The organism is Nocardia carnea, from assembly GCF_029869215.1.
GTDB classification, from domain to species: Bacteria; Actinomycetota; Actinomycetes; order Mycobacteriales; family Mycobacteriaceae; genus Nocardia; species Nocardia carnea_B.
Window position 1 is genome coordinate 1 of sequence record NZ_JARWPM010000198.1, and the last position, 26,867, is coordinate 26,867.

General features: G+C 64.8%; 21 protein-coding genes, 2 pseudogenes and 1 other annotated feature. Of the genes and pseudogenes, 11 read left to right on the top strand and 12 right to left on the bottom strand.

Annotated elements, in window-relative coordinates:
* Positions 1 to 1,389 precede the first annotated feature (1,389 nt).
* The 4 genes and pseudogenes from QH276_RS13045 to QH276_RS13060 form a co-directional block, all read right to left on the bottom strand.
* Entirely contained in the window at positions 1,390 to 3,414 is a 2,025-nt protein-coding gene (locus QH276_RS13045; protein ID WP_280397832.1) for a hypothetical protein, read from the bottom strand.
* A gap of 634 nt (positions 3,415 to 4,048) precedes the next feature.
* Positions 4,049 to 4,938, bottom strand: a pseudogene (locus tag QH276_RS13050) (IS5 family transposase).
* A gap of 54 nt (positions 4,939 to 4,992) precedes the next feature.
* A protein-coding gene (locus QH276_RS13055; RefSeq protein ID WP_280397859.1) for an IS3 family transposase occupies positions 4,993 to 6,236 on the bottom strand; the annotation gives its coding sequence in 2 pieces (ribosomal slippage) (positions 4,993 to 5,942 and positions 5,942 to 6,236; 1,245 coding nt in all).
* Positions 5,821 to 5,950 (bottom strand) — a sequence feature (AL1L pseudoknot). Its footprint overlaps the gene before it by 130 nt.
* Before the next feature lie 945 nt (positions 6,237 to 7,181).
* Positions 7,182 to 7,724, bottom strand: coding sequence for a TerD family protein (locus QH276_RS13060; protein ID WP_280397833.1), 543 nt, complete (start codon positions 7,722 to 7,724; stop codon positions 7,182 to 7,184).
* Positions 7,725 to 7,993: 269 nt separating this feature from the next.
* Here QH276_RS13060 and QH276_RS13065 point away from each other — a divergent pair, with 269 nt between their 5' ends.
* Positions 7,994 to 8,329 (top strand): ArsR/SmtB family transcription factor, encoded by a 336-nt coding sequence (locus tag QH276_RS13065; RefSeq protein ID WP_280397834.1) that lies wholly within the window; start codon positions 7,994 to 7,996, stop codon positions 8,327 to 8,329.
* 20 nt (positions 8,330 to 8,349) lie between these two features.
* The gene (locus QH276_RS13070; RefSeq protein ID WP_280397835.1) at positions 8,350 to 8,703 is read left to right on the top strand and encodes a hypothetical protein; all 354 of its coding nucleotides are present in this window, start codon (positions 8,350 to 8,352) and stop codon (positions 8,701 to 8,703) included.
* 77 nt (positions 8,704 to 8,780) lie between these two features.
* Here QH276_RS13070 and QH276_RS13075 read toward each other — a convergent pair whose 3' ends face one another.
* Genes QH276_RS13075 through QH276_RS13090 form a run of 4 tightly spaced genes read right to left on the bottom strand, consistent with a single transcriptional unit; the run spans position 8,781 to position 11,608 of the window.
* Positions 8,781 to 9,515 carry an ABC transporter permease gene (locus QH276_RS13075; protein ID WP_280397836.1) on the bottom strand — a complete coding sequence of 245 codons (735 nt, stop codon included), beginning with the start codon at positions 9,513 to 9,515 and terminating at the stop codon, positions 8,781 to 8,783.
* 1 nt (position 9,516) lies between these two features.
* Entirely contained in the window at positions 9,517 to 10,236 is a 720-nt protein-coding gene (locus QH276_RS13080; protein ID WP_280397837.1) for a fluoroquinolone transporter permease, read from the bottom strand.
* Positions 10,233 to 11,096, bottom strand: coding sequence for an ABC transporter ATP-binding protein (locus tag QH276_RS13085; RefSeq protein ID WP_280397838.1), 864 nt, complete (start codon positions 11,094 to 11,096; stop codon positions 10,233 to 10,235). Before QH276_RS13085 ends, QH276_RS13080 begins: the two co-directional genes overlap by 4 nt.
* 23 nt (positions 11,097 to 11,119) lie before the next feature.
* Positions 11,120 to 11,608 carry a GbsR/MarR family transcriptional regulator gene (locus QH276_RS13090; protein ID WP_280397839.1) on the bottom strand — a complete coding sequence of 163 codons (489 nt, stop codon included), beginning with the start codon at positions 11,606 to 11,608 and terminating at the stop codon, positions 11,120 to 11,122.
* A gap of 374 nt (positions 11,609 to 11,982) precedes the next feature.
* Here QH276_RS13090 and QH276_RS13095 point away from each other — a divergent pair, with 374 nt between their 5' ends.
* Positions 11,983 to 14,898 (top strand): UPF0182 family protein, encoded by a 2,916-nt coding sequence (locus tag QH276_RS13095; protein ID WP_280397840.1) that lies wholly within the window; start codon positions 11,983 to 11,985, stop codon positions 14,896 to 14,898.
* On the opposite strand, the pseudogene QH276_RS35530 reads toward QH276_RS13095, so the two are convergent.
* Positions 14,892 to 15,537 (bottom strand): annotated as a pseudogene (locus QH276_RS35530) (potassium channel family protein); the annotation flags it as partial. The gene QH276_RS13095 and the pseudogene QH276_RS35530 sit on opposite strands and share 7 nt — an antisense overlap.
* A 358-nt stretch (positions 15,538 to 15,895) precedes the next feature.
* Here QH276_RS35530 and QH276_RS13110 point away from each other — a divergent pair.
* Together QH276_RS13110 and QH276_RS13115 are read left to right on the top strand one after the other, a co-directional pair.
* Positions 15,896 to 17,329, top strand: a complete 1,434-nt coding sequence (locus QH276_RS13110; protein ID WP_432278581.1) for a TrkH family potassium uptake protein — start codon at positions 15,896 to 15,898, stop codon at positions 17,327 to 17,329.
* 31 nt (positions 17,330 to 17,360) lie between these two features.
* Positions 17,361 to 17,993 carry a potassium channel family protein gene (locus QH276_RS13115; RefSeq protein ID WP_280397860.1) on the top strand — a complete coding sequence of 211 codons (633 nt, stop codon included), beginning with the start codon at positions 17,361 to 17,363 and terminating at the stop codon, positions 17,991 to 17,993.
* 64 nt (positions 17,994 to 18,057) lie between these two features.
* On the opposite strand, the gene QH276_RS13120 is transcribed toward QH276_RS13115, so the two are convergent.
* Both QH276_RS13120 and QH276_RS13125 read right to left on the bottom strand, forming a co-directional pair.
* Positions 18,058 to 18,852, bottom strand: coding sequence for an ABC transporter permease subunit (locus tag QH276_RS13120; protein ID WP_280397842.1), 795 nt, complete (start codon positions 18,850 to 18,852; stop codon positions 18,058 to 18,060).
* Complete coding sequence (locus QH276_RS13125; RefSeq protein WP_280397843.1) at positions 18,842 to 19,741, bottom strand: ABC transporter ATP-binding protein; 900 nt, start codon at positions 19,739 to 19,741, stop codon at positions 18,842 to 18,844. The genes QH276_RS13120 and QH276_RS13125 overlap by 11 nt, the downstream gene beginning before the upstream one ends.
* Before the next feature lie 90 nt (positions 19,742 to 19,831).
* Here QH276_RS13125 and QH276_RS13130 point away from each other — a divergent pair, with 90 nt between their 5' ends.
* From QH276_RS13130 to QH276_RS13145, 4 genes are all read left to right on the top strand, one after another.
* Positions 19,832 to 20,296: a GbsR/MarR family transcriptional regulator gene (locus tag QH276_RS13130; protein WP_280397861.1), complete on the top strand. Its 465-nt coding sequence runs from the start codon at positions 19,832 to 19,834 to the stop codon at positions 20,294 to 20,296.
* 198 nt (positions 20,297 to 20,494) lie between these two features.
* Entirely contained in the window at positions 20,495 to 21,805 is a 1,311-nt protein-coding gene (gene nhaA / locus QH276_RS13135) for a Na+/H+ antiporter NhaA (RefSeq protein ID WP_280397844.1), read from the top strand.
* Between the two features lie 53 nt (positions 21,806 to 21,858).
* Positions 21,859 to 22,722 (top strand): alpha/beta fold hydrolase, encoded by an 864-nt coding sequence (locus tag QH276_RS13140; protein WP_280397845.1) that lies wholly within the window; start codon positions 21,859 to 21,861, stop codon positions 22,720 to 22,722.
* On the top strand, positions 22,719 to 23,657 hold the full coding sequence (locus tag QH276_RS13145; RefSeq protein WP_280397846.1) for a hypothetical protein: 939 nt from the start codon (positions 22,719 to 22,721) through the stop codon (positions 23,655 to 23,657). The genes QH276_RS13140 and QH276_RS13145 overlap by 4 nt, the downstream gene beginning before the upstream one ends.
* 28 nt (positions 23,658 to 23,685) lie before the next feature.
* Here the strand turns inward: QH276_RS13145 and QH276_RS13150 are convergent, their stop codons facing one another.
* Positions 23,686 to 24,177, bottom strand: a complete 492-nt coding sequence (locus tag QH276_RS13150) for a GbsR/MarR family transcriptional regulator (protein ID WP_280397847.1) — start codon at positions 24,175 to 24,177, stop codon at positions 23,686 to 23,688.
* Positions 24,178 to 24,268: 91 nt separating this feature from the next.
* Between QH276_RS13150 and QH276_RS13155 the strand changes: the two genes are divergently transcribed.
* Positions 24,269 to 25,183 carry an ABC transporter ATP-binding protein gene (locus QH276_RS13155; protein WP_280397848.1) on the top strand — a complete coding sequence of 305 codons (915 nt, stop codon included), beginning with the start codon at positions 24,269 to 24,271 and terminating at the stop codon, positions 25,181 to 25,183.
* A complete protein-coding gene (locus QH276_RS13160; RefSeq protein ID WP_280397849.1) occupies positions 25,180 to 26,850 on the top strand; it encodes an ABC transporter permease in 1,671 nt (556 codons plus the stop codon). Before QH276_RS13155 ends, QH276_RS13160 begins: the two co-directional genes overlap by 4 nt.
* Positions 26,851 to 26,867 lie beyond the last annotated feature (17 nt).

A 26,867-nucleotide genomic window follows, 5' to 3' on the forward strand; every position in this document is an offset into this window, starting at 1 on the left:
CGTGGGCCGGGCGCCGGGGGGGGGGGGGGGTGGGGTGGGGCGGGTGCCCCCCCCCGGGGGGGGGGGGGGCCCCGCGGGCCCCCGGGGCCGCCGGGGGGGGGGGGGGGGCGCCCCCCCCCACCCGCGGGGATGGCCCTACAGGGTGGCGGTGCTCATTCCAGCCCGCGTGGCTCACCGCGGACCACTGACCCGAACAGGACTCTCATGGGCGGGCGGCCCCGGCAAGTCATACGGCGTGCGTGTCCAAATCCGGCCCAGCGCCGCGACTCGGTGGGCTGCGGGGGCCAAGCCGGATACTCTGCGGTGGTGAGGTTTGGTCCGGGTACAACGGCATCCAGCCCTTGCTGCGCCCCCACTTGGCAAAGTGCGCATCGAGGCCCCCTGATCTTTCCACCTCGCTACTTCACCATCTCGGCGGCGGTCGTATACAGGCACCGGGGCCAGGACTGCTCGTCGGTACAAGTCGACAGGGTCGAAGCCATAAGGAAGGAGTACCCGCACGATCGTGTACTGTGACGGCATGCACCCCGAAAGTGTGCACACCTGCTGCAAAGCCAGTGTTCTGATCCCCCTCCGGACACCACGAAAACGTCTCTACCTGCGATTATACCCAGATTGCATGAGCCGTTTTTCTGCATATTCCCAGGTCAGACCACTATATAAGTGTTCATGCCCGCATTGGACACCCAACTCAGGCAAATCTGCCCCATGGAGCGTCGCCCTCTTTCATCTGCAGTTCAACACTGCACATCGCGGACAACGGCAGTTCGAGAGCCGTCGTCGACCAGTCCGCGATCACCTAGAACCTGGCATATCAGCGACCCCACGCCCCGCAACCCCCATCCGTCCCTGTCACTCACCCTGCAGTGCCCATCGTGTGGGGGTTCATGTCGGGAGGGGGAACCGACCCAAAACCCCACGTTGGTACACCGTGCGGAACTCCGGCTACCGGAGCTGGACGGGAAGGCATGAACACGCCAATCGATCACTATGGGGCTCGCACCAGCCCCAGGTTCGGGACCAACGATGACCGGTCCGCCGCACTCGATCGATCCGCCTATCGCGAGTCCAGCCTGTCGGCCAGGCGGTGATCGCGATGGCGGTGGTGGCGATGCGGGCAGAGCGCATCCTATTTGGTGCTATCGGCGGGTGACCCGCGGTGCCGCGTGCAATACTCGCGCCGAGGAATTCCGAGCCCAGAAGGTGCCCGTGGCCGCTCTCGACGATCAACCGGTAGTCGAGCTGATCCGCGACACCTGCCCGGTTGTTCTACTCGCACCGAGCTCCGCGCTCGGTCGACGCCGCGGCGCAGCGGAGCACGGCTGCAATCCGGATCAACGCGAGGAACCCGATGCCAGCGATGAGTCCTTGGCGGAACAGGGCGACAGGTCACCTGGTCACCCCTTCAGAAATACGGCGAATATGCGAAACGACCTCAATGAACTCTGAAATCTCCGCTTCCTGCATCCACAGTGTGACGAGGGCATGAGTGAGTACTTCCGGTGGGCGCGCCAGCTGCTCGGCAACTCGACCGATCCAGTACTGATGATCGAGACGGGTCAACGAATCCAGCGCTACTTCGATATCCCAGGTCGAGCACCCCAGCTTCTGTGCCAATTTGCTGGGTGCGCGCGATGCCAGATGACGCAGTTCGTGCTCCGGGGACCGCATCCCGGGTAGGAAGAAGAGTCGGCCCGCGGCGAAGGGCGGGGTTGGGTTTGATCGCAGGTCGCCGTCGAGAACCCCTACGTATATGATTCTGCCGGACGATGACATCACCCGCAGACCAGCGACGACCTCATTCGGCCCGCCGGTCGCCACCACCTCGACTTCCCGGGCCAACGACGGATCGGTCTGTTCGCACAGCAGCGTGAATACCGTCGCTGCGAGTGCATCCTCGACCAGCACCACCACACGAACAGCGACTTCGACGCCGATAGCGTCGCGTACCTGGGCCAGGCTGGTCGGCTCGGCAACCCGGATTCCGTTCGATGTCCGCGTGCACATCCGCAGATTCGATACGGGGAATCGGGACAGGACTTGCGGAGAATGCGTCGATAGAATCAGCTGACGGCGATGGCGCACGGTCTGTCGAATCAGTTCGTCGACGATGAGCCCGTGGCCCCGTGGCGCGAGGAAGGATTCGGGTTCGTCAATAAGACGCGGCTCGTGGGCGTCCGTGACGAGATTCTCGTGGCCGAGTAGATAGTGGGTCCATATCTCACCGAGGCTCATCATCGAAGTGCCAATCTCGTTCCCGTCCACATCTATGGCTGCGAAGCTGAAGGCCGATCCTTCGGGGTCGCGGCTGTGCCAGTAGCTGTGTGCTGTGATCGATGCGTAGTCTCGGCCGACGATCTCCCGAGCTGCGTGAAGGTCTCGGGTCGTGTAGTCGTATTGAGCGTGCTGGTCATAGTTATTGGCGCGAAACCTGCGATCGAACTCTTGGTTGTGGTTCTCAAGGAGGTCGAACATCAGTGGGACGCTCAGCAAGTGTGGCGCGAACTCGGCACCGAGACTGGATTCCCACCCGCGATAGCGAGCGCTCCCCGACTCTCGGTCAGAGCCGTCCGCCGCGGATTCGACTCGGCGGGTGACTGGCTGGCCAGCGCGTAGCACAGTGACGTCAGCGACGAACTCGATCGGGTTGCCGAGATGTTCGAGGGTGCCTAGATTGGGCTGCGCTAGAAGGTGGGGTGCCAGTCCGAAGGCATGATCGAGTAACCGCAGCAGGAGCGTCTTGCCAGTCCCATGCCGACCGACGATGCCGGTGAGACGATCGAAGCGAATAACCTGGGCAGCAAAGATATTAGATTCGAGAATCTCGATCGAAGAGATTTGGATCTCCGTTGGCTTGCGGAGCACATCCTGCAAAGGATCACTACGCGAGTTCGATCGATTCGTAGACACAGACATGAGCGGGTCGGCCCTGGAAAACGTTGTCCCAGAATGCGCAATTTTATCCCCAAGTTGCACTGCAGTCGGCGCAGGCACCGCCGGTTCGCCATGATCGGTTACTCCGACCGCTGGCCCGCTATTGGTAGCGGCGGAGCATGTGGTTACGGAGGCGTCGTTCTGCATATCCTGGAGATCCCGCGCCATACGCCACCGTTGCTGCCACATCGCTCGCTCGAACCGCTGAGAATCGATGACGATCCCGTCTTCATAGGCAGCTCTGCGACACGCATCGACGAAGGCTAATACCGTCGCAGCCGAGGGTAGCCGCTTGCCCCTCACAGCATCTGAGGCAGTCGTACTCGGCAGCGATGCCGCCTTTCCCACCGCTGAATCCGAGCCCCGCAACTTCGACAAGCTCTGAATCCGCGCGAAGCTTGGCTTTCCAGCATGAATCCGCAGGTCGGCCAGTGCAGCAGCGAGGTCCTCGATCGACTGCTGCGCCTCATCGTCTATCACGAGCAGTATCCTGCCAAATCACTTCCGCTCCAGGTAGTCACCGGGCGGACGCGATCCATGTGACGGCAGCAGCAGAGATGGCCAGGACAGCAACCAGTACGCACAGCCGCGCGGTGGTGCCCCAATCCTTCATCGCTGCCCGAAACGTCATACCGATTTCTTTCCACATATCGCCTCCTTTGGTGTGTTGGACTCCCATTCCAAAGGCAAAATCAATCGCAGTCACCCTCTTCGGCTGCACTCGGCTGCACTCGGCTGTTCTCGGCCGAACCCGGCTGTGCTCAGTGGCAGGCCCGACCGAACGAGACCCGGTGTCAGCGTGAGAAAACCAGTGGGCATTCGCACCAGACCGCAAGCGTTTGGAGTCGTGCAACCAGGCGAAGCTGCGCTCGACCGGCCACCGGAGTTTGTTGAAACCCATGCCGTGATGCCAGGGCTCGCAGCAGACAGATGCCTGCCCCCAGGACCGTACTGGTGCGTTTGTGTGAGGACTGCTCTTTTCCATATCGCCGATTGAACCGTGTCGAAGGCATTCGGGTATCCCGGTGTCGTACAGCTGGTGTGCCATTCGTCGGCACCCGACGCATGAGGTCCCCACCACACCGCGCCGGCATCGCCAGGAGTTGCCAGTCGGCTAGGTCGTGTCTCCCAATGATCTGAGCCATTCGACGATCAGGGCCATAGTGAACCCCGCACGGTAAGTCACGGCCATCTTGTCGTAGCGAGTCGCGACCCCACGCCAGTGTTTGGCCTTGTTGAATGCGCGTTCGACCACGTTGCGGCGCTTGTAGGCGACAGTGTCGAAGTCCGGTGCGCGCCCGCCGGCGCGCCCTCGGCGTTTACGGTTGGCGATCTGATCGGCACGCTCCGGGATCACTGCCCGGATACGTTTGCGCCGCAGCAAGGCCCGATTCGACGCTGCTGAGTACGCCTTGTCCGCGACGACCGTGTCGGGGTTGCGTCGGGGCGGTCCCCCGTCGAGTCGGGGCACCGACACCTGCGTCGAACATCGGCGAGTCACCAGCTTGTCCGGGCGTCATCAGCACGACCAGGCCCCGCCCATCGCCGTCGGTGGCGACATGAACCTTGGTCGGCGGCCCGCCTCGCGAGCGGTCCAGCCCGTGGTCGGCCGGTTCATAACCCACACTCCGGGTCGGCGGCCCGGGCCCCGGCGGCGTGCTGGTGCGCGCGCACGATCGTCGAATCGATCGACACCACCCAGTCCAGGTCACCGGAGGTACCGGCCAACGCCAGCAACGCGGTCAGCACCCGATCCCAGGTGCCATCGGCAGCGTATCGGCGGCGCCGTTTCCACACCGTCTGCCACGGCCCGTACACCTCCGGCAGGTCTCGCCACGGCACACCCGTGCGCAGCCGGTACAACATCCCCTCGACCACCACACGATTGTTGGAGAAGTTACGGCCCACGCGCCCTTCGGATTTCGGCAACAATAGCTTGAGCAGTTCCCACTGCTTGTCCGTCAGAACCTGATACCGATCACCAACTACCGTACCAAGGCACACATGATGGACGATCAGCCACCATGAACCGTCACGGGTAAGGGACCGGCTTCGGTTTCAGACCAGCGCCGGTCGGCGTGGCGGATTTTGAGCGTAGTACGCGGACTCGAACTCTGATGGGCTGAGGTAGTCCAGCCGGGAATGCAGACGCGTGTTGTTGTACCAGTCGCACCACTCCATGAGTGCGAATTCGACCTCGGTGAGCGTCTTGAACGGGCCGTGCCGATTGACGACCTCGGTTTTGAACAGGCCGATGATCGACTCGGCCAAGGCGTTGTCGTAGGCATCGCCAACCGATCCGATGGATGGCGAGAGGCCCTGCACAGCAAGTGATTCGGTGAATATCACCGACGTATATTGCGATCCTGCATCCGTGTGAAATCTCAGGCCGGGCTCGACCGGATGACCGTAATGATCACGCCGCCAGACCGCCATATTGAGCGCCTTGGTGACCAGGGCGGTCGTCTTCGAACTCGCCGCGGTCCAGCCGACGATCGCGCGGGAGTAGGCGTCGAACACGAACGCCACATACGCCCATCCGGTCCAGGTCGAGACATAGGTGAAATCGGCGACCCACACCTGGTTCGGGGCAGCAGCGGTGAAGTCTCGGTTGAGCTTGTCACCAGCACGTATACAGTCCTTTGCTGGGATCGTGGTCCGGTGTTTGCGGCCCCTGACCATGCCATTGAGATGCAGCTTCCGCATCAACCGGTCGACTGTGCAAAATGCCACCTCGTGGCCCTGGCGCCGCAGGTAGCGGGTCATTTTCCGGCGGCCGTACATCGCTTCGGGTGTGTCCTGCAGATCCCGCAGGGCGTTCTCGACCTGGGCGTCGGTGATGTCACGCTCCGAGGCCGGCCGATGCCGGGCCTTGCGGTAGGTCCTGGGCGCGATCTGCACGCCGTGCGCTGATAGTGCGCGGCAGATCGACTCGACGCCGTAGACCTGGCGGTATTCGTCGATGAACCCGACGATCAGCGGTGTCGCGGGTCGAGTTCCCGCGCGAAAAAACTCGAAGCCAGCTTCAGGATCTCATTGGTCTGCATGAGTTCCCGGTTCTCTTTCCGCAGCCGCGCCAACTCGTCCCGCTCGGCCGACGCCAAGCCCGTCGCTGCTGGTGCCCCGGAGCGAGATCCCGTCTCGAGGGCCTTCTTGATCCACAACCTCAAAGTCTCGTGAGGCACATCGACCAGCGGGCCGATCGCACGGGCAGCGGCATAGGCAGATCCGTACTCATCGAGCCTTTCCAGAGCCAGACGCACGGCCTTTTCACGAACCTCGGGCGGGTAACGCTTCGACATGATGGTGACCATCGTCCTCTACGAAGGAAGCGGCCCCCAACCCGTGACGGTTCAAGCTAAGGGGACTCGAACCCCTGACCCCCACATAGACCGTCATGAGCCCACCGGCCCGGACAGGATCGGTGTGCGGAGCCCAACACCAACGACCACCCCGGCGCGGCGACCACCGTAACCGGTAGTGCAGGTCTCTGGCTTCACGAATAACGCTGGGCTGCAACGGAATTGCAATGCATTGATCACAGCTTCCGCAGAGGCCCAACCCGCGCGGCGCCTCTTCGCGGCTTGCCCCGAGACCAGCAGCACGAACCCGGCCCGCACTGATCGTTGGTCAAAGCGTCAAATCCCCCGACGCACGACAGGAAAGCGGCCCGGTTCACCTCGCCGAGATGGCCAGGAGCACGAAAAGAGAGCTGACCAGCACAAAGGGCGGAACCCGCCGATGGTGCCCGCCTTCAGTTCTCGAACAGTCTCCTCTCGACAAAAGCCTGATGCCGATGCCACCTCGACGACGAAAGCGCGGGGTTACCGGTGGGCCCGCTCGAGTCTTGCATCTACCGGCTTCTTCCCGACATGGCACGGCGGCCGACGCTGTGTGATCAGAGCTTCTCGATCGCGCTGTGGCGTCCGACCACGTCTACGGGCTACAGCCCCTTTGCTCACAGAGAGGTCACTCGCAGCATCCGCATCGGTGGCGGTCGTACGGTCGAAGCCGTCGGCGAGGCCCACCGCCTCGATGTCCTGGGCGACGTCGAGCCGGTCTTCGTTCGAGGTAACTCGGAAGATGGTGCCGCCGTGAGCGCCGGCACACTCGAGTAACTGAGTGAGCTGCTCGTCAACAGGACACCCAGATGTTTCCGGATCGACAACTCCGGCCCGGTCGCCGGTCGACGACTCACTCACCGAAACAACAACTGCGGCACCACCGAGGACGGAGGGTGACAGCGATCAGACCAGGTACCTCTGAACCTGGGGCACTGCCTCCACTGGATGCTGGGCGTTGACTTTGTCCGCTATTTCACGTAGCCGCCATCCGTGCTCGCCACGAACCAGCACCGCCGGAACGAAACCGCTGGCGGGGTAGAGACTCAGGTCGTGCCGCAGCAGTTCGACCCCGTTTCGCGCATCCACCAACCGGCAGAACGGGTTCTCGACCTCGGCAAAGGTCTGGCCTGTGTAACAGGTGACCAGCAGGACGATCCGGTCGACCACGGCCGGAACCCGGGTGAAATCGATCGAGATGACCTCGTTGTCGCCTTCGCCGTCACCGGTCACGCTGTCACCCAAATGCCGCACGGAGCCGTCCTGGGAGGTCAACTGCTCGTGATAGACAGCATCGACCAGTTGCTGCCCACCGAAAAGCAGTGCTGTCGCGTTCAGATCGATCTCCCGATGCCGGAACAGCCTCCGCTGCGCAGGGTCCCAGCCGAGACCCATCATCAGGAAGTCGATCCGCTCGCCGCGGTCGGTGACCAATGGCAGAAAATCCACCGCGTCCCCCTTTCGCTCCGGCAACCGGGCGCGCTGGCACCGGTTGCACACGTACTCTCTCGACCCACCACTCTATGCGGGCATCGAGGTCAATAACGGCGTACCCCGTCCGGGGAGAAGGGCTTTCGGCGAGCACCGGACTGGATCGTCACTGCGGTGTCGCGAAGCCGATGCGCGCGTCACGAATATTTCTTCGAGATCTATCGAAAAGATTCCGCTTCGGCTAGTTTGTATTCGACAGGTGTAGAAGAGATTCTCCAGGAGGTGTGGTGCCCCTCGGACGGTGGAAGTCCGCCGATCACCCATCGATCGACGAGGTGTCGATAGACGATGTCCTGCACGCCCTCGCCGACCCGACTCGACGGCGGATAGTACGGATGCTCATCGAGGAGGGCGACCGGCCGTGCGGCACATTCGGTCTCGGCGTCGCACCATCCACCCTCAGCCACCATTTCAAGGCTCTGCGCAACGCCGGGCTGATCCGCCAGTTCGACAGCGGGCGACAGCGAATGAACACCCTGCGCATCGCTGAACTCGAGACCAGATTCCCCGGCTTGGTCGACTCGATCCTCACCGTGGCCGGACCGGAGCAGCCCCGTCACTGAACAACACGCCAGGAGTGGACATGTCGCTGATCACCGTCGCCAGAATCGCTGCCGTACCGGTCAGCTCATGGTTGATCATCATGCTGACCATCGACGCCGACTACCGGGCGGACAACATGTTCGCCGTTCCCGATGCCGCGTTCTCATTACTGCTGTTGGTGGGCGCGGCACTCCCTGTTCGCATCGCTGCGCCCGCTCTGACGGTCGGTTACCTCTTCGGTTCCGGCGTGATCACCATTGCCGCACTCGACCGTTTCGAGCAGAGCCAGACCAGCCAAGGTGTCCTCAACCTCGCAATTGCCGGAGCATACCTGGTACTGGCCCTACTGCTGATTCTGCGGAGCGCGCCGGCGCCCAGGCCGCACGGCGCCTGACTCATCACTACATTGCTCGTCCTCGGCGCGTCGAACCGGCCGATATCGGCCTCTTCCGGTTTTCGGTACCGAATCGTTCAGTACTTCTGGTGTCCGAGTCGCCGGAGGAACCACCAGCACAGCAGGCCGCAATAGCCGGCGCCGATCAGGATGTACGGCCACATGGTGCCGCCGTCGGCGGCCTCCCAGTAAGCCTTGGCCGGCCAGTAGGTCGGCAACAGCCCGAACAGGAGCATGAAGGGGTTGTCGTCGAAGAAGTACGGGATCAGGGGCAGTCCGACGAGAACACCGCCGAGCCCGCGCACAAGGGCCATTCCCTCTACTTTGTTCCGGGCGAGGGCAGCCAGCATCAGGCCGATGAGGGTCGCGTTCATTCCGCAGAGGAGGGTGACGGGGATTGCGGCGATGATCAGATCGGCGGGTACCAGGAAGGTGAGCCACAGCGCGACGGTGAGAGATACCGCCGTGGCGAGGGTAGTCGTCACGGCCCGGTAGAGCGGATAGCTCATGGGCGGCGCCGGGGTCACTCGCAGGGCGGCCAGTGTGCGCTGGTCCTTTTCCTCGATGAGGATCATGGCGCAGATGAAGCCGAGTACCGCGCAGGGAGCGATCAGGACGAATCCGGAGATGATGATGGTGTGGTAGGGCAACAGATCGAAGTTGTGCTGCTGATCGAGGTAGCGGGTGAGAGCCGGGACGAACCACATGGCCAGTGCGTAGCCGAGCGGGCCGAGGGAAACGCCGATGAGCAGGGTGTCGCGGCGGATGTTGCGCAGATCGTTGCGGCCGTAGGCGGCCATTACTGCGGCCATGTCATTCCTTTCCCTGCGAGGCGACGATGTGCCGGTCGAACATGCGGCGCGAGACCACACCGAGCACAGCGATCGACACGAGTGGGTAGAGCGTGGCGTAGGCCAGCTGCCACGGTTCCAGCGTGGTCTGGTCGAAAGCGGTGCCGAGCAGCATGAGTGGCCCTTGGGTGGGCACGAGGTAGGTCAGGTAGCTGTTCCACAGTCCCGAGTAGTTCAACAGCGGCACCGACAGGACGGTGAGAACCACCGTGGAGGGCATGATCCATTCGGAGACGTTCTCGAACGGAGTGGCCGAAATGAAGCTGCCCATCAAGAACAGCACCGTGCACAGGACGACTCCGACGGTCAACGCCACCGGATCGAAGTCCGCGCCGACGCCCGAAATCGCGATGACCAGGGAGAGCAGCAGGCTCAACAGGGTCAGGACGGCCAGTTTGGCGGTGTAGTAGTCGCGGAACCGCATCGGTGTCACCAGCAGGGCGAACAAGGTGCGCTCACCGCGTTCGAAATACACCGCCGCGGCGATGAAGAAGAATCCCACGATGGCGAGGTCACCGAAGACGACATACGGAAGCACCACCGGATGAAGATCGGCGGGTACGAGATACAGGAAGACCTCCCATACCAGAGCGGAGAACACCGCCGCATAGACGAAGCCGTATTTGACCTGCAGCCGGAGGTCGAGGACGAAGGCCTGCCGCAATGTGGTGGACGCGCTCATTTCAGGCCCCTGCCGGTGACGTCGATGAACACATCGTCGAGGCTGGCTTCCTGACTGTGCATCGATTCGATGTGCTGCTCGCGCAGCAGTGCGAGGAAGGCGGGGTCGTCACCCAGCCCGTCCAGTGGAAAGTCTTTGTGTTCCAGCGCAGAGCCCGAACGGTAGGTGACGGTGACCTGCCGGCGGTGGCGGGACAGTTTGTGTTCGGTGGGTGAGGCCAGTGCGGCGATCCTGCCGTCCACGACGAAAGCCACCCGATCGCACAGCTGGTCGGCGGTGGACATGTCATGGGTGGTCAGGAAGACGGTGCGACCGTCGGCCCGCAGTTCGGTGATGATGTCCTTGACGATCCGGGCGTTCGCCGGGTCCAGCCCGGAGGTCGGTTCGTCCAGGAACAGCAATTGCGGGCGGTGCAGCAGCGCCCGGACGAATACCAGGCGCATCTGCATTCCTTTGGAGTACTTGGCAACCCGGGTATCGGCGGCCTCGGCGAGCCCGACCCGCTCCAGCAACCGCATCGGGTCTTCGGTGGGTCCGTCGTACAGCGAAGCGAAGAACTCCAGATTCTCTCGCCCGGTGAGTTTGAGGTAGTGGTTCGGTAGCTCGAACGAGACCCCGATCCGCTGGTAGTACTCGGATTTCCACGCGGCGGGCTCTTTGCCCCACACCGACACCCGGCCGCCGTGACCGGTCAGCAGTCCGGTGAGGATCTTCTGCGTCGTGGACTTCCCGGCACCCGACGGACCGAGAAAACCGAAGATCTCCCCGGATTCGACGGTGACATCGATACCGCAGACTGCCGGCTCGGCAGATTTGGGATAGGTGAAGGTGAGGCCGTCGATTTCGATGACGTGACTCATGACTGGCGTTGTTCCGATCTCGATCAGGGACGGTCCGATGCGTTCGCCTGGCGTTCGTGCCACAAGACTTCGATCCGGGCGTACTGCTCGGCAAGGAAGGAATACATCTCGCGGGCTTCGTGCAGGCGGCGCCGTGATTCGGGCGGGGAATCGGCGAGCAGATCGAGACCGCGCTCGGCGACCTTGACCCATTCGGCGGCTTGGCGGGCCTTCTGGCTCGCTTCCTCCAGCCAGAAGCCGGGGCGCAGCCGGTAGTAGGTGCGCCGATCACCGGGAAAGGCGACGATCTCGATGACCTCGTTGGCGCGGAGCAGTTTCATGGACATGCTGACGGAGCCCCGGCTCACACCGAGTTCAGCAGCTAGTTGGTCGGCGGATTGCTGGGGTGGCTCGCAGACCAGTAGCCATCCCAGGATGCGTCCTGCGATGCGCGGCAGACCCCGTTCCTCGTAATACAAGCCGATCTCGTCGGCGTACTCATGCCGTGCGGTGCGCTGCGGAGAGCTGGCCATACCACTCGTTTCTGTGATCGAACCTATTGCCCAACAGATGGTATCAAAAGTTTCAATAGTTTTTGAAACTTTTGACAGGTGGGGTCGCACGACGGTTTTCCGGCTGTACAACTCCGTCCTCGGCGCCGAATGCCCTCGGTATGGATGCCGTAAAAACGGGCGCGGGGGCGTTCGATCGCCTCACGACGAGGTTTCGCCGCGATGTATTCGCCGCACCGACCGCGTCGGCTTTCCCGGGACCGTTCCGGCTTCGACGCGGCAGAGATCGTCGACGATGTGGTCGCGGAGGGTTCGGGCCGCGTCGGTAGAATCGGAACAATAGGGCCGGTACCGGCACCCCGCTCACAGGCTACGCAGCCACGGAAGTGTGGGTTATGAGCGAAACCGATGGTTTGAGCCTGCCGCAGTTGCCCCGCAACGCGCGACTGCTGCTGATCGGCGCTGCGTGCCTGCTCATGTTACTGCTCGTTATCGCGCGACTGGTCGGTGCCTACACCAGCTGGTTGTGGTTCGGCGAAGTCGGCTTCCGCAGTGTCTGGAGCACCGTACTCATCACCCGCCTATCACTGTTCACCGTAATCGCGGTCCTCGTCAGCGCGGTTGTTCTCACGGCGATGTGGGCGGCGTTGCGCTATCGCCCGCTGGTGGCCGCAACCCCCGGCGAGGTGGATTATCTGCAGCCCTACCGGGCCACAGTGTTGCGGCGGCGCCGGTTGTTCGGGCTGGGGATCGCCGGTGGGATCGGGTTGGTCTGCGGGCTCATCGGCCAGTCGCGATGGATGACAGTCCAGCTGTTTCTGCAAGGCGGATCCTTCGATATCCGCGATCCCGAGTTCGGGCACGATATCGGTTTCTACGTCTTCGACCTGCCGTTCTACCGGCTCGTGGTGACCTGGCTGCTCGTGGTGATCTTCCTCGGTTTCCTCGCCGGTCTGGCAGCGCATTATCTGTTCGGTGGCCTGCGGTTCTCCGGTGGTCGCCCGGGTCTGAGCCATCCCGCCCGCGTCCAGCTGGTGTTGTTCGCCGGGCTCTTCGTCCTGGTGAAAGCCATCGCCTACTGGCTCGACCGATACACGCTGCTCGCCGGGGACAGCCAGGAACCGACGTTCACCGGCGCCGGGTACACCGATATCAACGCCGTGCTGCCGGCCAAGCTCATCCTGTTCGCGATCGCGGTGATCTGCGCCGCGGCGTTCTTCTCCGCCGTCGTGGTCCGGGATCTACGCATCCCCGCGCTGGCCGCCGCGATGCTGTTGTTGTCATCGATCCTGGTGGGCGGGATCTGGCCGCTGGCGGTGGAGCAACTCTCGGTCCGTCCGAACGCCGCCGATAAGCAACGTGTCTACATCGAGCGAAATATCGCCGCGACCCGGCAGGCATACGGGATCGGTGGCGACCGCGTCGAGTACCAGCCGTACCCAGGTATCGGGACCCGCCCGCCGCCGGAGGTCCCGGCGGACGCGACGACCCTCGCGAATGTCCGCCTGCTGGATCCGAATGTGCTGTCGCGAACCTTCACCCAGCAACAGCAGCTGAAGAATTTCTACAGTTTTCCGGAGAATCTGGATCTGGACCGCTACCGCATCGACGAGCAATTGCGTGACTACGTGGTCGCGGCGCGGGAGCTGACCCCGGAGGCGCTGAGCGGCAATCAGCGGCATTGGGTCAATCGGCATACCGTCTACACCCACGGCAACGGGTTCGTCGCCGCCCCGGCCAACCGCGTCAATGCCGCGGTCCGCGACGCCGCCGGCGATACCGGCAGCAGCAACAGCGGCTATCCGATCTACACGGTCAGCGATATCGCCACCGGCGCGACCGGTAACCAGCTGATTCCCGTCGATCAGCCCCGGATCTACTTCGGTGAGGTGATCGCCGCGGCCGACCCCGATTACGCCATTGTCGGCGGCGGCACCGAACCACGCGAATACGACACCGACAGCACGAAATACACCTACACCGGCGCCGGTGGTGTCCCGATCGGGAACTGGTTCAACCGCCTGGCCTTCGCCACCGCCTACGCCGAACGCAACATCATCTTCTCCGGCGCGATCGGCCCCGATTCGAAGATCATCTTCAACCGGGACCCGCGGCATCGCGTGGAGCTGGTCGCCCCCTGGCTGACCACCGACAACAACCCGTACCCGGCGGTGGTCGACGGCCGGATCGTCTGGATCGTCGATGCGTACACCACGATCGACGGCTACCCCTATGCGAAAACCGGTTCGCTGGAGGCCCTCGCCAACCCGGGCGATCCCGCCGCCGGCCCGTTCGAGGAGATCTCCTACGCACGCAACTCGATCAAAGCCACCGTCGACGCCTACGACGGCACGGTGACCCTCTATCAGGTCGATCACGACGATCCCGTCCTCGATGCGTGGATGAGTGTTTTCCCGGGAACCGTCGAACCCGAGGAATCGATCAGCGACGAGCTGCGGGCCCATTTCCGTTATCCGGAGGATCTGTTCAGCGTCCAGCGCGAGATGCTGGCCAAATACCATGTGAACGAACCGCGAGAGTTCTTCACCACCAACGCGTTCTGGTCGGTACCCAGCGATCCGACCGTCGATACCAACCCCCATCAGCCCCCGTTCTATGTCCTGATGGGGGATCCGCAGGATGCGGAGCCGTCATTCCGGCTGGCCAGCGCGATGGTCGGGTTCAACCGGGAGTTCCTGTCCGCCTATATTTCGGTCGGTTCGGACCCCGGCGACTACGGCCGTTTCACCATCCTGCAACTCCCCACCGACACCCTCACCCAGGGGCCGCAGCAGATCCAGAACTCGATGATCTCCGATACCCGCGTGGCGTCCGAACGCACCCTGCTGGAACGGTCGAACCGCATCCAGTACGGCAACCTGCTCACTCTGCCGATCGCCGAGGGCGGCATACTTTACGTCGAACCACTGTTCACCGAGCGGATTTCGACCACACCGAACACCTCGACCTTCCCTCAGCTCGCCCGAATTCTGGTGAGCTACCGCGATCCCGCCACGGCCGGCGTCAGGGTCGGTTACGCCCCCACTCTCGCTGAGGCACTGGACCAGGTATTCGGCGCCGACACCGGAAACCTCGCCACCGCGCCCGGCGGCAGCCCCGCGGCACCACCTTCACCCGGCAGGCCACCGCCGGCACTCGCACCACCGCCGGGAGCCGTACCGCCCGAGCAGGCCCCGCCCTCGCTGGACGAGGCGACGATCGCCGAGCTCAACGCTCAGATCGAAGCGATCCGCGACGCGCTCGACCGGATCCAGCAACAACTGAACGGTGCCGAGGACCCCGGTGGCTGATGGGTGGCCGAGCCCAGGAGTCGTCCGGCGGTTTCGGAGGAGATGAGCACGCTGTTGGCTCCTGCTTGGTGCAGGAGGTGGGTGTTTTCGCTTCCACGGGCGGCGACGGTGATGGTTGCGCGGGGTGCCAGGCGGCGGGCGGTGAGGGTGGCCAGGACCGTGGTGTCGTCGCGGTCGGGTCGATTGCCACGATGGAGGTGGGGTGGATGTCGGCGGCAAGCAGGACTTGGGCGGCGGCGCGGCCTTTGGTGCCGTAGCCGATGATCACAGTGTGGTCGTGCACACGGTGGCGCCAGCGTTGGATGCGCAAGTTTTGCCGGGAGCTCTCGGTGAGCGCCGAGAGGGTGGTGCCGACGAGCACGATGAGGAAGAACACGCGCAGTGGTGTGACGACGAAGGTGTTGACCAGCCGCGCCTGGTCGGTGATCGGCGAATGTCTCCGTACCCGGTGGTGGACAGGGACACGGTCGCGTAATAGGCGCAGTCGGTAAGCGAAACTTTGCCGTCGGCGGCGTCGTTGTAGCCGTCTCGTCCGAGGTAGACGACGAGTACAGCGGCGGCCAGGGCGGCGAGCGCGTATCCGATACGCAGGCCGATGGCACGGATGGGGCTGGGTGTGTGTTCGGGGATGCGTACCATCCCGACCAGCCTGAATGCCGCCCGGGCAGCGCGGGAGCGGGCCGGCGCCCGTGCCGGGAAAATCACCGCCGCGCCGATTCGTTTGCCGTCCGGCCTGGCGGGGTCGAATTGTATCGGCGGGCTGTACAGCAGCAGTTCACGATTTCTCCCTGGTCGCAGCACGATAATGCTCGCCGACCAGGCTTCCCGGCACACCGCCGAACACGGTAGCAGCTCGGCACCACCGCCCCGGTGGGATGTGCGGCGCGTCCGGCACGGTGGGCCCACAGTCTTGCGATCGCCCCGGGATGGCAGTAGCTTCCGGCGGGTCCACCCGTCAGCGGCGGCGGCCACGGTGTCGCGCGGCCCGGCCCGAGGAATGCCCCTGAGTACTCCACGCACACCCCCTGGTGCTGCTCGCCCGCTTCCCGGCAGCACAACGGCGCGCCGGCTCGGCAGCTGGTTGCGGCAACCGCGGCATCCCGCGCGGTTTGTGGTGTTCGGCTTCGGTGCGGCCACCGTGGTGGGCACTCTACTGTTGATACTGCCGATCTCGTCGGAGTCGAGAACTTTCACGGATCCGGTCACGGCGTTGTTCACGGCGGTATCGGCTGTGTGTGTCACCGGGCTGGTAGTCGTGGACACCGAAAGTCATTGGTCGTTGTTCGGTGAACTGGTGATTCTCGGGCTGATCCAGATCGGTGGACTGGGGATCATGACCCTGGCCTCACTACTGGGGTTGCTGGTGGCGCGCCGAATGGGCCTGCGCATGCAGCTCATCGCACAGACGGAAACCAAAACGGTGCGGTTGGGAGAAAGCAGGCGGGTGGTCATCGGGGTCATCCGGATGAGCCTGCTGGTCGAGGCACTGGTGGCGGTCGCGCTCACGGCCCGGTTCATGATCGGATACGGCGAGCGCGGGTGGCATGGCGTGTATTCGGGGGTTTTCCATGCGGTGTCGGCCTACAACAACGCCGGATTCGCGCTGTATTCGGACAGTCTGATGGGGTTCGCCACCGACCCGTGGATCATCGTGCCGATCTCACTGGCACTGGTCATCGGAGGCTTGGGGTTTCCGGTGATCTTCGAGGTCACCCGGACACTGCGCCGGCAACGGATACCGGGCAAAAAATGGCGGCGGTGGTCGCTGCACACTCGGATCACGCTGGTCACCTACGCCCTGCTGAGTGCGGTGGGGGTGGTTGCGGTGATCGCGTTCGAGTGGACCAACCCGGGCACCTTGGGGCCGCTGGGTACTGCGCACAAGTTGCTGGTCGGTGGCTTTCACGGGCTCACGCCTCGCACCGCGGGCTTCAATTCGCTCGATGTGGGGGCGATGCATTCGGCTACGTTGCTGATCAACGATGTGCTGATGTTCATCGGTGGTGGCAGCGCGGGCACTGCCGGCGGGATCAAGGTGACCACGTTCGCGTTGCTGGCGTTCGTGATCGCAGCCGAGGTGCGGGGCGAGCCGACAGTCCATGTGATGGGGCGGCGGCTGGCCGCACCCGTGCAACGTCAGGCGATCACGGTGGCCCTGCTCGGTGTCGGCGCCGTGGCGCTCGGCACGCTCACGCTGCTGGTGATCACCGGGATGGACCTGGATGCGGTGCTGTTCGAGGCGGTGTCGGCGTTCGGAACGGTAGGTCTGTCGACCGGTATCACCGCCGATATCCCCGATCCGGGGCTTATCGTGTTGATCGTGTTGATGTTCATCGGGCGGCTGGGCCCGATCACCCTGGCCACCGCGCTGGCGCTGCGCGACCGCAGCCGCCGCTACGAACTGCCCGAGGAGCGTCCCATTGTCGGCTAGAACTCCGCGTAAACAGGGCACCCGGGTCGTGGTGGTCGGACTCGGACGGTTCGGCAGCGCGCTGGCCCGGGAACTGGTCACCCACGGCTCGGAAGTGCTGGCGATCGATTCCAATCAGACTCTGGTCCAGCAGTATTCCGACGAACTGACCCATGTCGCGGTCGCCGACACCACCGATATGGAGGCCTTGGAACAGCTGGGGGTACCGGACTTCCCGCACGCGGTGGTCGGAATCGGCTCCAATATGGAGGCCAGCATCCTGACCACCTCGCTACTGGCCGATTTCCGGATCCCGAAGATTTGGGCAAAGGCCACCAGCCGCCGCCACGGCCAGATCCTCGAACGCGTCGGCGCCCATCACGTGGTGCTGCCCGAGCACGATATGGGCGAGCGGGTCGCCCATCTGGTCACCGGACGGATGATCGACTACATCGAGTTCGACGCCGACTATGCGATGGCCAAAACCAGCGCACCCAGGACCAGCATCGGCAAGACGCTCACCACCAGCGACCTACGCCAGCATTTCGATATCACCGTGGTCGCGATCAAGCACCGCGGCGGCGAATTCACCTACGCCACCGCCGATACCGTGGTCGCCGCCGGTGATGTGCTCATCGTGTCCGGCCGCATCGAAGAAGCGGAAGGCTTCGCCGATCTCACCTGAACACATTGCGGCACGCGGGCAAGCCCCGCGGCTTACGTAACCGCGGGGCTCGGGCGGATGGAATTCAGGAACGCAGGTCCCGCTGGTTGAACCGGAGAAACCCGAGAGCCACCAGGGCAATACTCACCGTGAGCAGAATCGCCGCGTCGGCCCATGGCATTCCGTTGCGCAGCGGTTCGCTGCCGATGTAGTAGTGGAACGGCGAGAGATACTTCAACCACTCCGCGCCGATCACTCCGGCGAGGTTGCCGGCAATATAGGTGAGCACACCAATGGCCACGGAGATACCCAGCACCGGACCGCGTTTGCCGAGCGCGGCCCCCAACCCGAGGGCCAGTGCACCGAAGGTGATGCCGAGCAGCGCCAATTGCACGCACTGCGCGGCGAACTCGGCGATACCGATCGATTCGAGTTCCGCACCGGACCGGATGGCCAGCATCCCGGCGAACACCAGGACCGCGATCGCGACCGCGCCGGTGACCAGCCCGGCGAACCGCTCCACCGCGAGCCGGGTGCGGCCGACCGGATGGGCCAGCAGCAGGTCCAGGTAGCCGGTTTCCTCGTCCCCCGCGACGGCGCGGGCACCGAAAGTGACCCCGAAGGCCATGACCAATAGCGGAAGCAGCAGCCCGAACACCGTTGACCCCAGATAACCTGCGGCCGAGCCGATATCCTGCATGCGCAGTGCTTCGCGCATGGCCTCGGGGTAGTTCTGGACGGTTTCGGCCATCCCGCCACTCCCCCCGATCTGCGGGTAGAACGCGGCATACATCAACCCGACCGCCGCGGTGCCGATCGTCCAGGCCGCCAGCGCGCGGCGGTTGTCGGTGAGGGTCCGGGTGTAGATATCAGGCAGCATCGGATTCTCCGGTGTAGTAGCTGTGGAACAGGTCCTCGAGGGCGGGTTCGGTGACCAGCAGTCCTGCGACGTGATGCCCGGCGAGGGCACGCAGCAGGGCGTCAGGGCTGCCGGTCACCTGGCAGCGCAGCGTCGAACCGTCGAACCGCACCTCGGCGACGCCCGTCAAGCCGGTGAAGGCAGCGGTGTCGACGGGCCCCGTGAAGGTGACCTCGACATCACGGACGGCGCCGGCGCGCAAGCCGGCGACGGTGTCGAGAGCGACCAGCCGGCCTTCGCGGATGATGGCCACGCGGTCGGCGACCGCTTCGACCTCGCTCATGATGTGACTGGACATGAACACCGTCTGCCCGGCCCCGGCGGCCTCCGTCACCATGTCGAGGAAGATCTGCTGGGCCAAAGGGTCCAGACCCGAGGTGGGTTCGTCGAGGATGAGCAGTTCGGGTTCGTGCATGAATGCCTGCACGAGCCCGACCTTCTGCCGGTTGCCCTTCGACAGCGCCGAGATCTGCTCGGTCTGATCCAGTTCCAGCCGCTCACACAACGCGTCGATACGATCGGCGCCTGCTCCGCCGCGCAGGGCGGCGAGGAAACGCAGCGCCGCCCCGACCTTCTGGCGCCCGGGCGCGACGAAATCCCCGGCGAGGTAGCCGATCCGCTCGTGCAACGCCACCGCGTCGGCCCGGGGATCCAGGCCGAGGACACGGGCGGTCCCGGATGTGGGGCGGATGAGGTCCAGCAGCAGGCGGATGGTCGTGGATTTCCCGGCACCGTTGGGACCCAGATAGCCGAAGACCTCGCCTCGTTCGACCGACAGGGACAGTTCGACCAGACCTCGGGACGAGCCGTAGGTCTTCGTGAGCCCGTTCAGCTCGATTGCTTTCACCATGAGACAGAAGGTATCGAGATTTCAAAGATTTGTAAATACTCAGAATTTTCGCAGTACTGATACGTTGGAGGCATGGGAACCAATGAGCGATTGCGGGAAGCCGCGGAGAAACTGGCCCTGACACTCTCGGCCGGCGGCGGGATGCAACGGTCGACAGCGCGGGTGCTGACAGCGCTGCTGTACACCGAACAGGACACGATGACCGCCGCCGATCTCTGCACAGAATTGTCGATCAGCTCCGGCGCGGTATCGACCGCGATCAAACATCTGATGCCGGTCGGGCTGATCGAACGGGTCCCCGCGCCGGGCAGCCGCCGCGACCACTACCGGTTCCGCGCCGGCGCCTGGGCCGCGCTGATGTCACAGCAGAACACGATGCTGGCCACCATGCGCGACTCGGCGCAAGAAGGCATCGACGCCACCGGCCCGGACACCGTCACCGCGCGCCGCCTGCACGAAATGCAAGACTTCTACACCTTCATGCTCAACGAACTCGTACCGTTGATCGAGCGCTGGCGCCAGCAGTACAGCGTCGATCACCCCACATCGACCTGAGCCGTAACGCCCGGGCACGAGAACGCTGCGGGCAGTCAACCGGCAAGCAGCCTCGAAGTATGGCTGGTCACGCAGTCGTGGTTTGCGTTCACCGTGGTCTATACGGCATCTTTACAGCAGGAGAGCCGGGAAGTCTGGTCGGCACACCTGGCCCAGATACGGGCCGGGGTCGCCGACGACGAAAGACGACCCTCGCTGATGAGTTCTCCCCGCCCCCGCCCTACCCTGTTCGCTCGCGGTTCCTGGCCCGAAGCCCGGCGGATCACCACGATTCTGCGCACCGAGACCGCCGGTGGCATGCTGTTGATCGTCGCCGCGGCCATCGGCTTGATCTGGGCCAACACCCCCTGGTCGAGCGCCTACGAGGCACTGCGCGACTTCCAGCTCGGACCATCGGCCCTGCATCTGAACCTATCGCTGGAGACCTGGGCCGCCGACGGGTTACTGGCAGTGTTCTTCTTCGTCGTCGGCCTCGAGCTCAAACGCGAATTTGTCGCCGGCGACCTCCGCGATCCGCGCCGGGCGGCGCTGCCGGTGGTGGCCGCGGTCGGCGGCATGATCGGACCGGCGGCGATCTTTCTGGCCTTCAACCTCGGCAACGGTGACGCCGTGCAGGGATGGGCGATTCCCACGGCCACCGATATCGCGTTCGCACTGGCGGTGCTCGCCGTGGTGAGCTCGCATCTGCCCACCGCGTTGCGTACCTTCCTGCTCACACTGGCGGTGGTCGACGACCTGCTCGCGGTGACGATCATCGCGATCTTCTACACCGACGAACTCCAGCTGCCCTACCTCGGGTTGGCGCTACTCCCGTTGGCCGCCTTCGCCGTCGCGGTCCAGCGTGGGGTCCGGTCGGTATGGATACTGGCACCGCTGGCGTTGCTCACATGGTGGCTGGTGCACGAATCCGGCGTGCACGCGACAGTCGCGGGTGTTCTGCTGGGCTTCACCGTGCCCGTTCTCACCACACGCTCCGGTAAAGGCGATCCCTCGGCGCAGGACCCAGGCCTCGCCGAATGGTTCGAACACCGGATCCGGCCGCTGTCCGCCGGCGTCGCGGTGCCAATTTTCGCGTTCTTCGCCGCCGGCGTCACCATCGGCGGGCTCGACGGGATGGTCGATTCGCTCACCGATCGGGTCACCCTCGGCATCATCGTCGGTCTGGTGGCCGGTAAGGCACTGGGAATTCTGGTCACCACCTTCGCCACCGCCAAGCTGACTCGAGCCGAGTTGGACGCCGACCTGAGCTGGGTGGATGTCGTCGGAGTTGCCCTGCTCGGCGGTATCGGATTCACAGTCTCGCTGCTGATCGGGGAACTGGCCTTCGCCGGCCAACCACGATGGGAAGACCACGTCCGCATCGGTGTACTTGTCGGCACTCTCACCGCGGCGTTCCTGGCGACGGTGCTGTTGCGGCTGCGTAACCGTGTCTACCGCCGCATCGCCGAAGAAGAGACCCGCGATGGCGACAACGACGGCGTTCCCGACATCTACCAGCAGGGGTCCTGATCATGCCGTCAGCGTTCGATGCCCGTCCCGCATCGGAAAAGGAAGGCCGGCCGATGGTTTCGGCGTATGTCAACACACCCAGCGGTGAAGTGATCGGCCTGTGGTGCACCGAGCAACTACAGGAATGGAACACTGCCCATCGGTGCTGGACCATCACGACATCGGCCGGAGCCACCCGCGTCGTGGCGCTGGGCCATGAACACGAGTCGGGGCCCACCGTTGTGGTAGTCCCGGGAACGAATATGAACACCGCTGCCGCACTCCCCTTCCTGGCCGAACTGGCGGCACGCTACCGGGTCATCGCGCTGGATGTACCGGGACAGCCCGGGCTGAGCACGTCACGGCGGCCGCGCCGGGACCGGATGGCATGGTACGGGCGGTGGCTCGGCGAGGTGCTGGAACAGACCGTGCCCGAAACGGCCGTACTGCTCGGGCATTCACTGGGCGGCGCGATCGCCCTGGTCTGCCCACCCGAACAAGTCGCCGGCCGTGTACTCGTAGCGCCGGCCGGGCTCGTGCGCCTGAAGGTACCGCCACGGCTGCTCGCGGCAACCCTGGCCTGGCTCGCCGCGCCCTCACCCGACCGCACCCAGCGCCTCCTGCGTCTGATGACAGGCCCGGAACAGCCCGTGTCAGCGCATCTCGTGGAGTGGATGACCTTGGTCGCCCGCTACTGCCGGACCACCCTGGCACCGGTGCCGCTGGCGCCCGAACTGCTCGACCACTGCCGGTCGACCCCCTGTGTGGTGGCCACCGGATCCCACGACATCTTCCTGCCACCCGACCGACTCGCGCCCGCCGTCCGCGACCTGCTCGGAACCGAACTTCGCGTACTCAGAGGCTTTGGGCACCTGGCGCTCGACGACGACCCGGCCGGTGTCGTGGCATTGGTGGACGACCTCACCGAACGCCTGTGAGACCGGTTCGGCCGGCCGGCGTGCAGCGGGAGCAGGGGCGGTCGAATTGGATCGCCTCGGCAGTGCTGGTCGCGATCCTCACGGCAAACACTGCATACGCGATATCGGTGATCTACGACTTCGCCCGAGGCCGGCCGGTCGTGGCCGAGGTCGACCACTGCACCAGCGTGCGGCCGGCCGGTTGCTCGGGCGAGTGGACCTTTCCGGACGGTACCGGGGGCGATGGCAGAATCGCTGGGGCGAGCGGTGTCGACGAGGGACACCGGCTCGACGTCGTGGTCGGGCCGATCTGGGGCGCATACGTGGATACCCCGTCGACGCTCGCGTGGCAGCTCGCACCGGTACCGACCGTGTATGCAATGGTGCTGACGGGGTGGGTGATCGCACGGTGGCGCCGTGCCCGCGCGCGCCGGATGACCCACGACTTCACCACCAGTCTGCGGCCGGGTCAGGAGTTGTATCACCTCCGTGATGCGGAGGTCACCGACGCCGACGGATATTCGCGCTGGACCGGGCGCCGTATCGGCTATCGACTCGCCGTCCTGGAGGAGCCGGGCACAGCCGCGTTGCATATCCGGCACAGCACTGCCGCCCGCTACTTCTATTACGCGAACGGGATATACGCGGGGGCAATCCTGCGCGATCGGCGCATGTACCCGCGTCTCGGTTTCGCACTCTGTGACGCACGCGGTGCCGCATTCGCCTTCGCCACCGCCCTCGACCAACCGTTGTCGTGGCAGGTCACCAGCGCCGACGGCTACTTCCAGTACGCCCGGATCCTGATCACCACAGCAGGCCACACCGTGGCAGTCGAACCCAACGCTCCGCCGTTGCTACGACCGCTGATATTCGGCTTCCTCATCGAATACGACCGGATCGTCTTCGAGGCAGGCGACGGTCTCGGCCTCGAGCACCGGCGCCATATCGCCCGCTGAGGACTCGACGAGCGTAGCTGGGTGCAGATCAATCGTCGGCGAACATTTCACGGCGGCGCTTCTGCCAGCGGCTCATCAATTCGGGAAGTTCGGCGCGCATGAACCGGTAGTACTCCAGCGTCTCGCGGACCCGGCGGCCACCGGGACGGGCGGCGTCCAGGAGTTCGACACCATCACTGAGGAACCGCAACGCCCGGTCGAGCGCTTCCTGACGCTGGCTGGTGATCGCGTACCAGACATCGTCGTCGTAGACCCGATAGGTGTCGGCGCGCGCCCCGGGTTCGCGTTCCCGGCCGAGCAACCCGGCTTGGACGAGGTAGCGGACGGCGCCCGAGATCGCGGCGGGGCTGACCTGGAGCCCGGCCGAGAGTTCTTGGGCGGTGTAGCGCTCGGCATCGTCTGCGAGGACGTAGGCGAAGACCCGGGCCGCCATCCGCGGTGTGCCGGAGTCGGCGAGCAACAGCGCGAATTGCTCGACGAACCGCAGGACCGCCTGTTCCTGCTGGTCCTGCTCGTCCACACAGACCTCCTCTACCCCTGCCGACACATGCAGTTACATCATAGCCTTCAAACTATTCACACATTTGTGAAAGAAATGTACGCTGATAGGCATGAACACAGCCGTCGCAATCTCCGGGTTGCGCAAGACTTTTGGCCGCACCACCGCGCTCGACGATCTGAACCTCGACGTTCAGCGAGGTGAGGTCCACGGCTTCCTCGGCCCGAACGGTGCCGGGAAGACCACGACCATCCGGGTCCTACTCGGACTCCTACGCCCCGACAGTGGCTCGGTCGAACTACTGGGTGGCAATCCCTGGCGGGACGCGGTCGCGTTGCACCGGCGCCTGGCCTACGTCCCCGGCGATGTGGAACTGTGGCCGAATCTCACCGGCGGGGAGGCGATCGACGTATTCGCCCGGCTGCGCGGCGCGGTGAACACGACCCGTCGCGAAGAGCTGATCGAACGGTTCGATCTGGATCCGACGAAGAAGGCCCGCACCTACTCGAAGGGCAACCGGCAGAAGGTCGCCCTGATCGCGGCACTGGCCTCGGACGCGGATCTGTTCCTGCTCGACGAACCCACTGCCGGGCTCGACCCCCTGATGGAGGTGGTGTTCCAGGATGTGGTCGCCGAGGTGAAGAGCCGGGGCGGCACGGTCCTGCTGTCCAGCCACATCCTGGCGCAGGTCGAGAAACTCGCCGACCGGGTGAGCATCATCCGCAGCGGGCGGGTCGTGCAGACGGGCACCCTCACCGAGCTCCGGCATCTGACCCGCACCACGGTCGAAGCCGTGACCGAACGCCCGATCGGGGACCTGAGCGCGCTGGCCGGCGTCCACAATGTGATCACCGAGGACGGCCGGGTCCGTTTCGACGTCGACACCGACGCGCTCGACGCCGCGATCGCCGCCGTCAGTCACGCCGGGGTGCGCGCGCTCACCAGCCACCCGCCCACACTCGAAGAGCTCATGCTGCGTCATTACGGCGACGAACTCGCCGCCGCGGGTAACGGAGCAGGCGAATGACGAGCACGACACTACATTCCGGCACACCCGCCGCGACCCCGATCGACGCGCAGCAGACCACCTGGCGCGATACCCTCGCCGGTACCGGCGCGCTGGTTCGGCTCGATCTGCGGCGGGACCGGATCAAGCTCCCCGCATGGGTCCTCGGTATCACGCTGATGAGCGTCTACTACGCCTCGGCACTGCAGCAGGTGTACACCACTCCCGAAGACCTGCGGGCGGTCAGCCAGTTCAGCGAGGGCGTCGTCGGCGCGCTGATCTCGGGCCCCGGATACGGCCTGACCGACCCCACCGTCGAATCGGTGATCGTCGCCGTCTACGGCCTGTACTACCTGCTGCTCGCCGCGCTGATGAATATCCTGCTCATCTCCCGGCACACCCGCGTCGAAGAACAGACCGGGCGTGCCGAACTCGTCCGCGCCAATGCTGTCGGGCGCCATGCCCAGCTCACCGCCGCACTCGTCCTCGCGGTCATCGCGAACCTCGCGGTGACACTGCTGATCGCCGGTTCGTTCGCCGCGGCCGGGCTCGATACCTCCGACGCCCTGCTGTTCGGTGCCAGTGTCGGTGCGGCGGGCCTGGCCTTCGCCGCGATCACCGCGGTCACGGTGCAGATCACCGAATACTCCCGCGCCGCATCCGGGCTCGCGGGTCTGGCACTGGGCATCGCCTATGTCATCCGCGCCGCCGGCGATGCCGTCCGGGAAGGTGGCAGCGCGCTGTCGTGGCTGTCCCCGCTGGCCTGGTCACAGCAGACCCGCGCGTACGCCGAGGGGCGCTGGTGGCCGCTGCTGCTTTCGGTCGCGCTGGTTCTGGTGGTCACCGCGGTGGCCTATTTCCTCTCCTCGCGCCGCGACCTCGGTGCCGGGCTGGTACCGCCACGGCCCGGCCACCGGGAGGCCCCGGCCTGGCTGTCCACACCGGTGGCGTTGGCGGCACGCCTGCAACGGGCCGGGCTCATCGGCTGGACTTGCGCCCTGGTGGCCAGTGGCGCGCTCTACGGCGGGATCGGCAACACCATCGTCGATTCCTTCGATGACCTGCCCGACCAGGTCGTCGACGTCATGGGCGGCGACGCGAGCCGAATGCTCGACGGCTACCTCGGCACCATGGCCTTCTTCGACGCGCTGCTGGTTACGGTTTTCGCGATCCTCGCCGTGCAATCCCTGCGCACCGAGGAAACCACCGGCCGCACCGAACCGGTACTCGCCACCGCGACCGGCCGGGTCGTCTGGTTCGCCGGATATATCGGTGTCGCGGCGCTCGGCGTCCTCGCCCTGCTCGCCGCGACGGGCCTGGCCCTCGGGATTGCGCTGGCCCTGTCGGTCGGCGACGCCGGCTACGTCGTGGACGGTCTCGTATCCCACCTCGTATTCGGGCCGGCGGTGCTGCTGGTACTCGCGATTGCCGCCTTGCTCTACGGTGTCCTTCCGCAGGCGATCGGCGCCACTTGGGCGCTGTTTGGGTTCGCCCTGATTGTCGGGTTCTTCGGCCCGATCATGGACTTGCCGCAGTGGATCCATGATCTGTCCCCGTTCCAGCACATCGCCCGTATCCCGATGGAAGAGCTGCGCTGGCCGGCGTTGATCGTGCTGGCCGTCCTGGCGGCACTATCCGCTGCCGTCGGCGCCTACCGCTTCCGGGAGCGCGATCTGGACGCCACATAACGCACACCGGCTGCCTG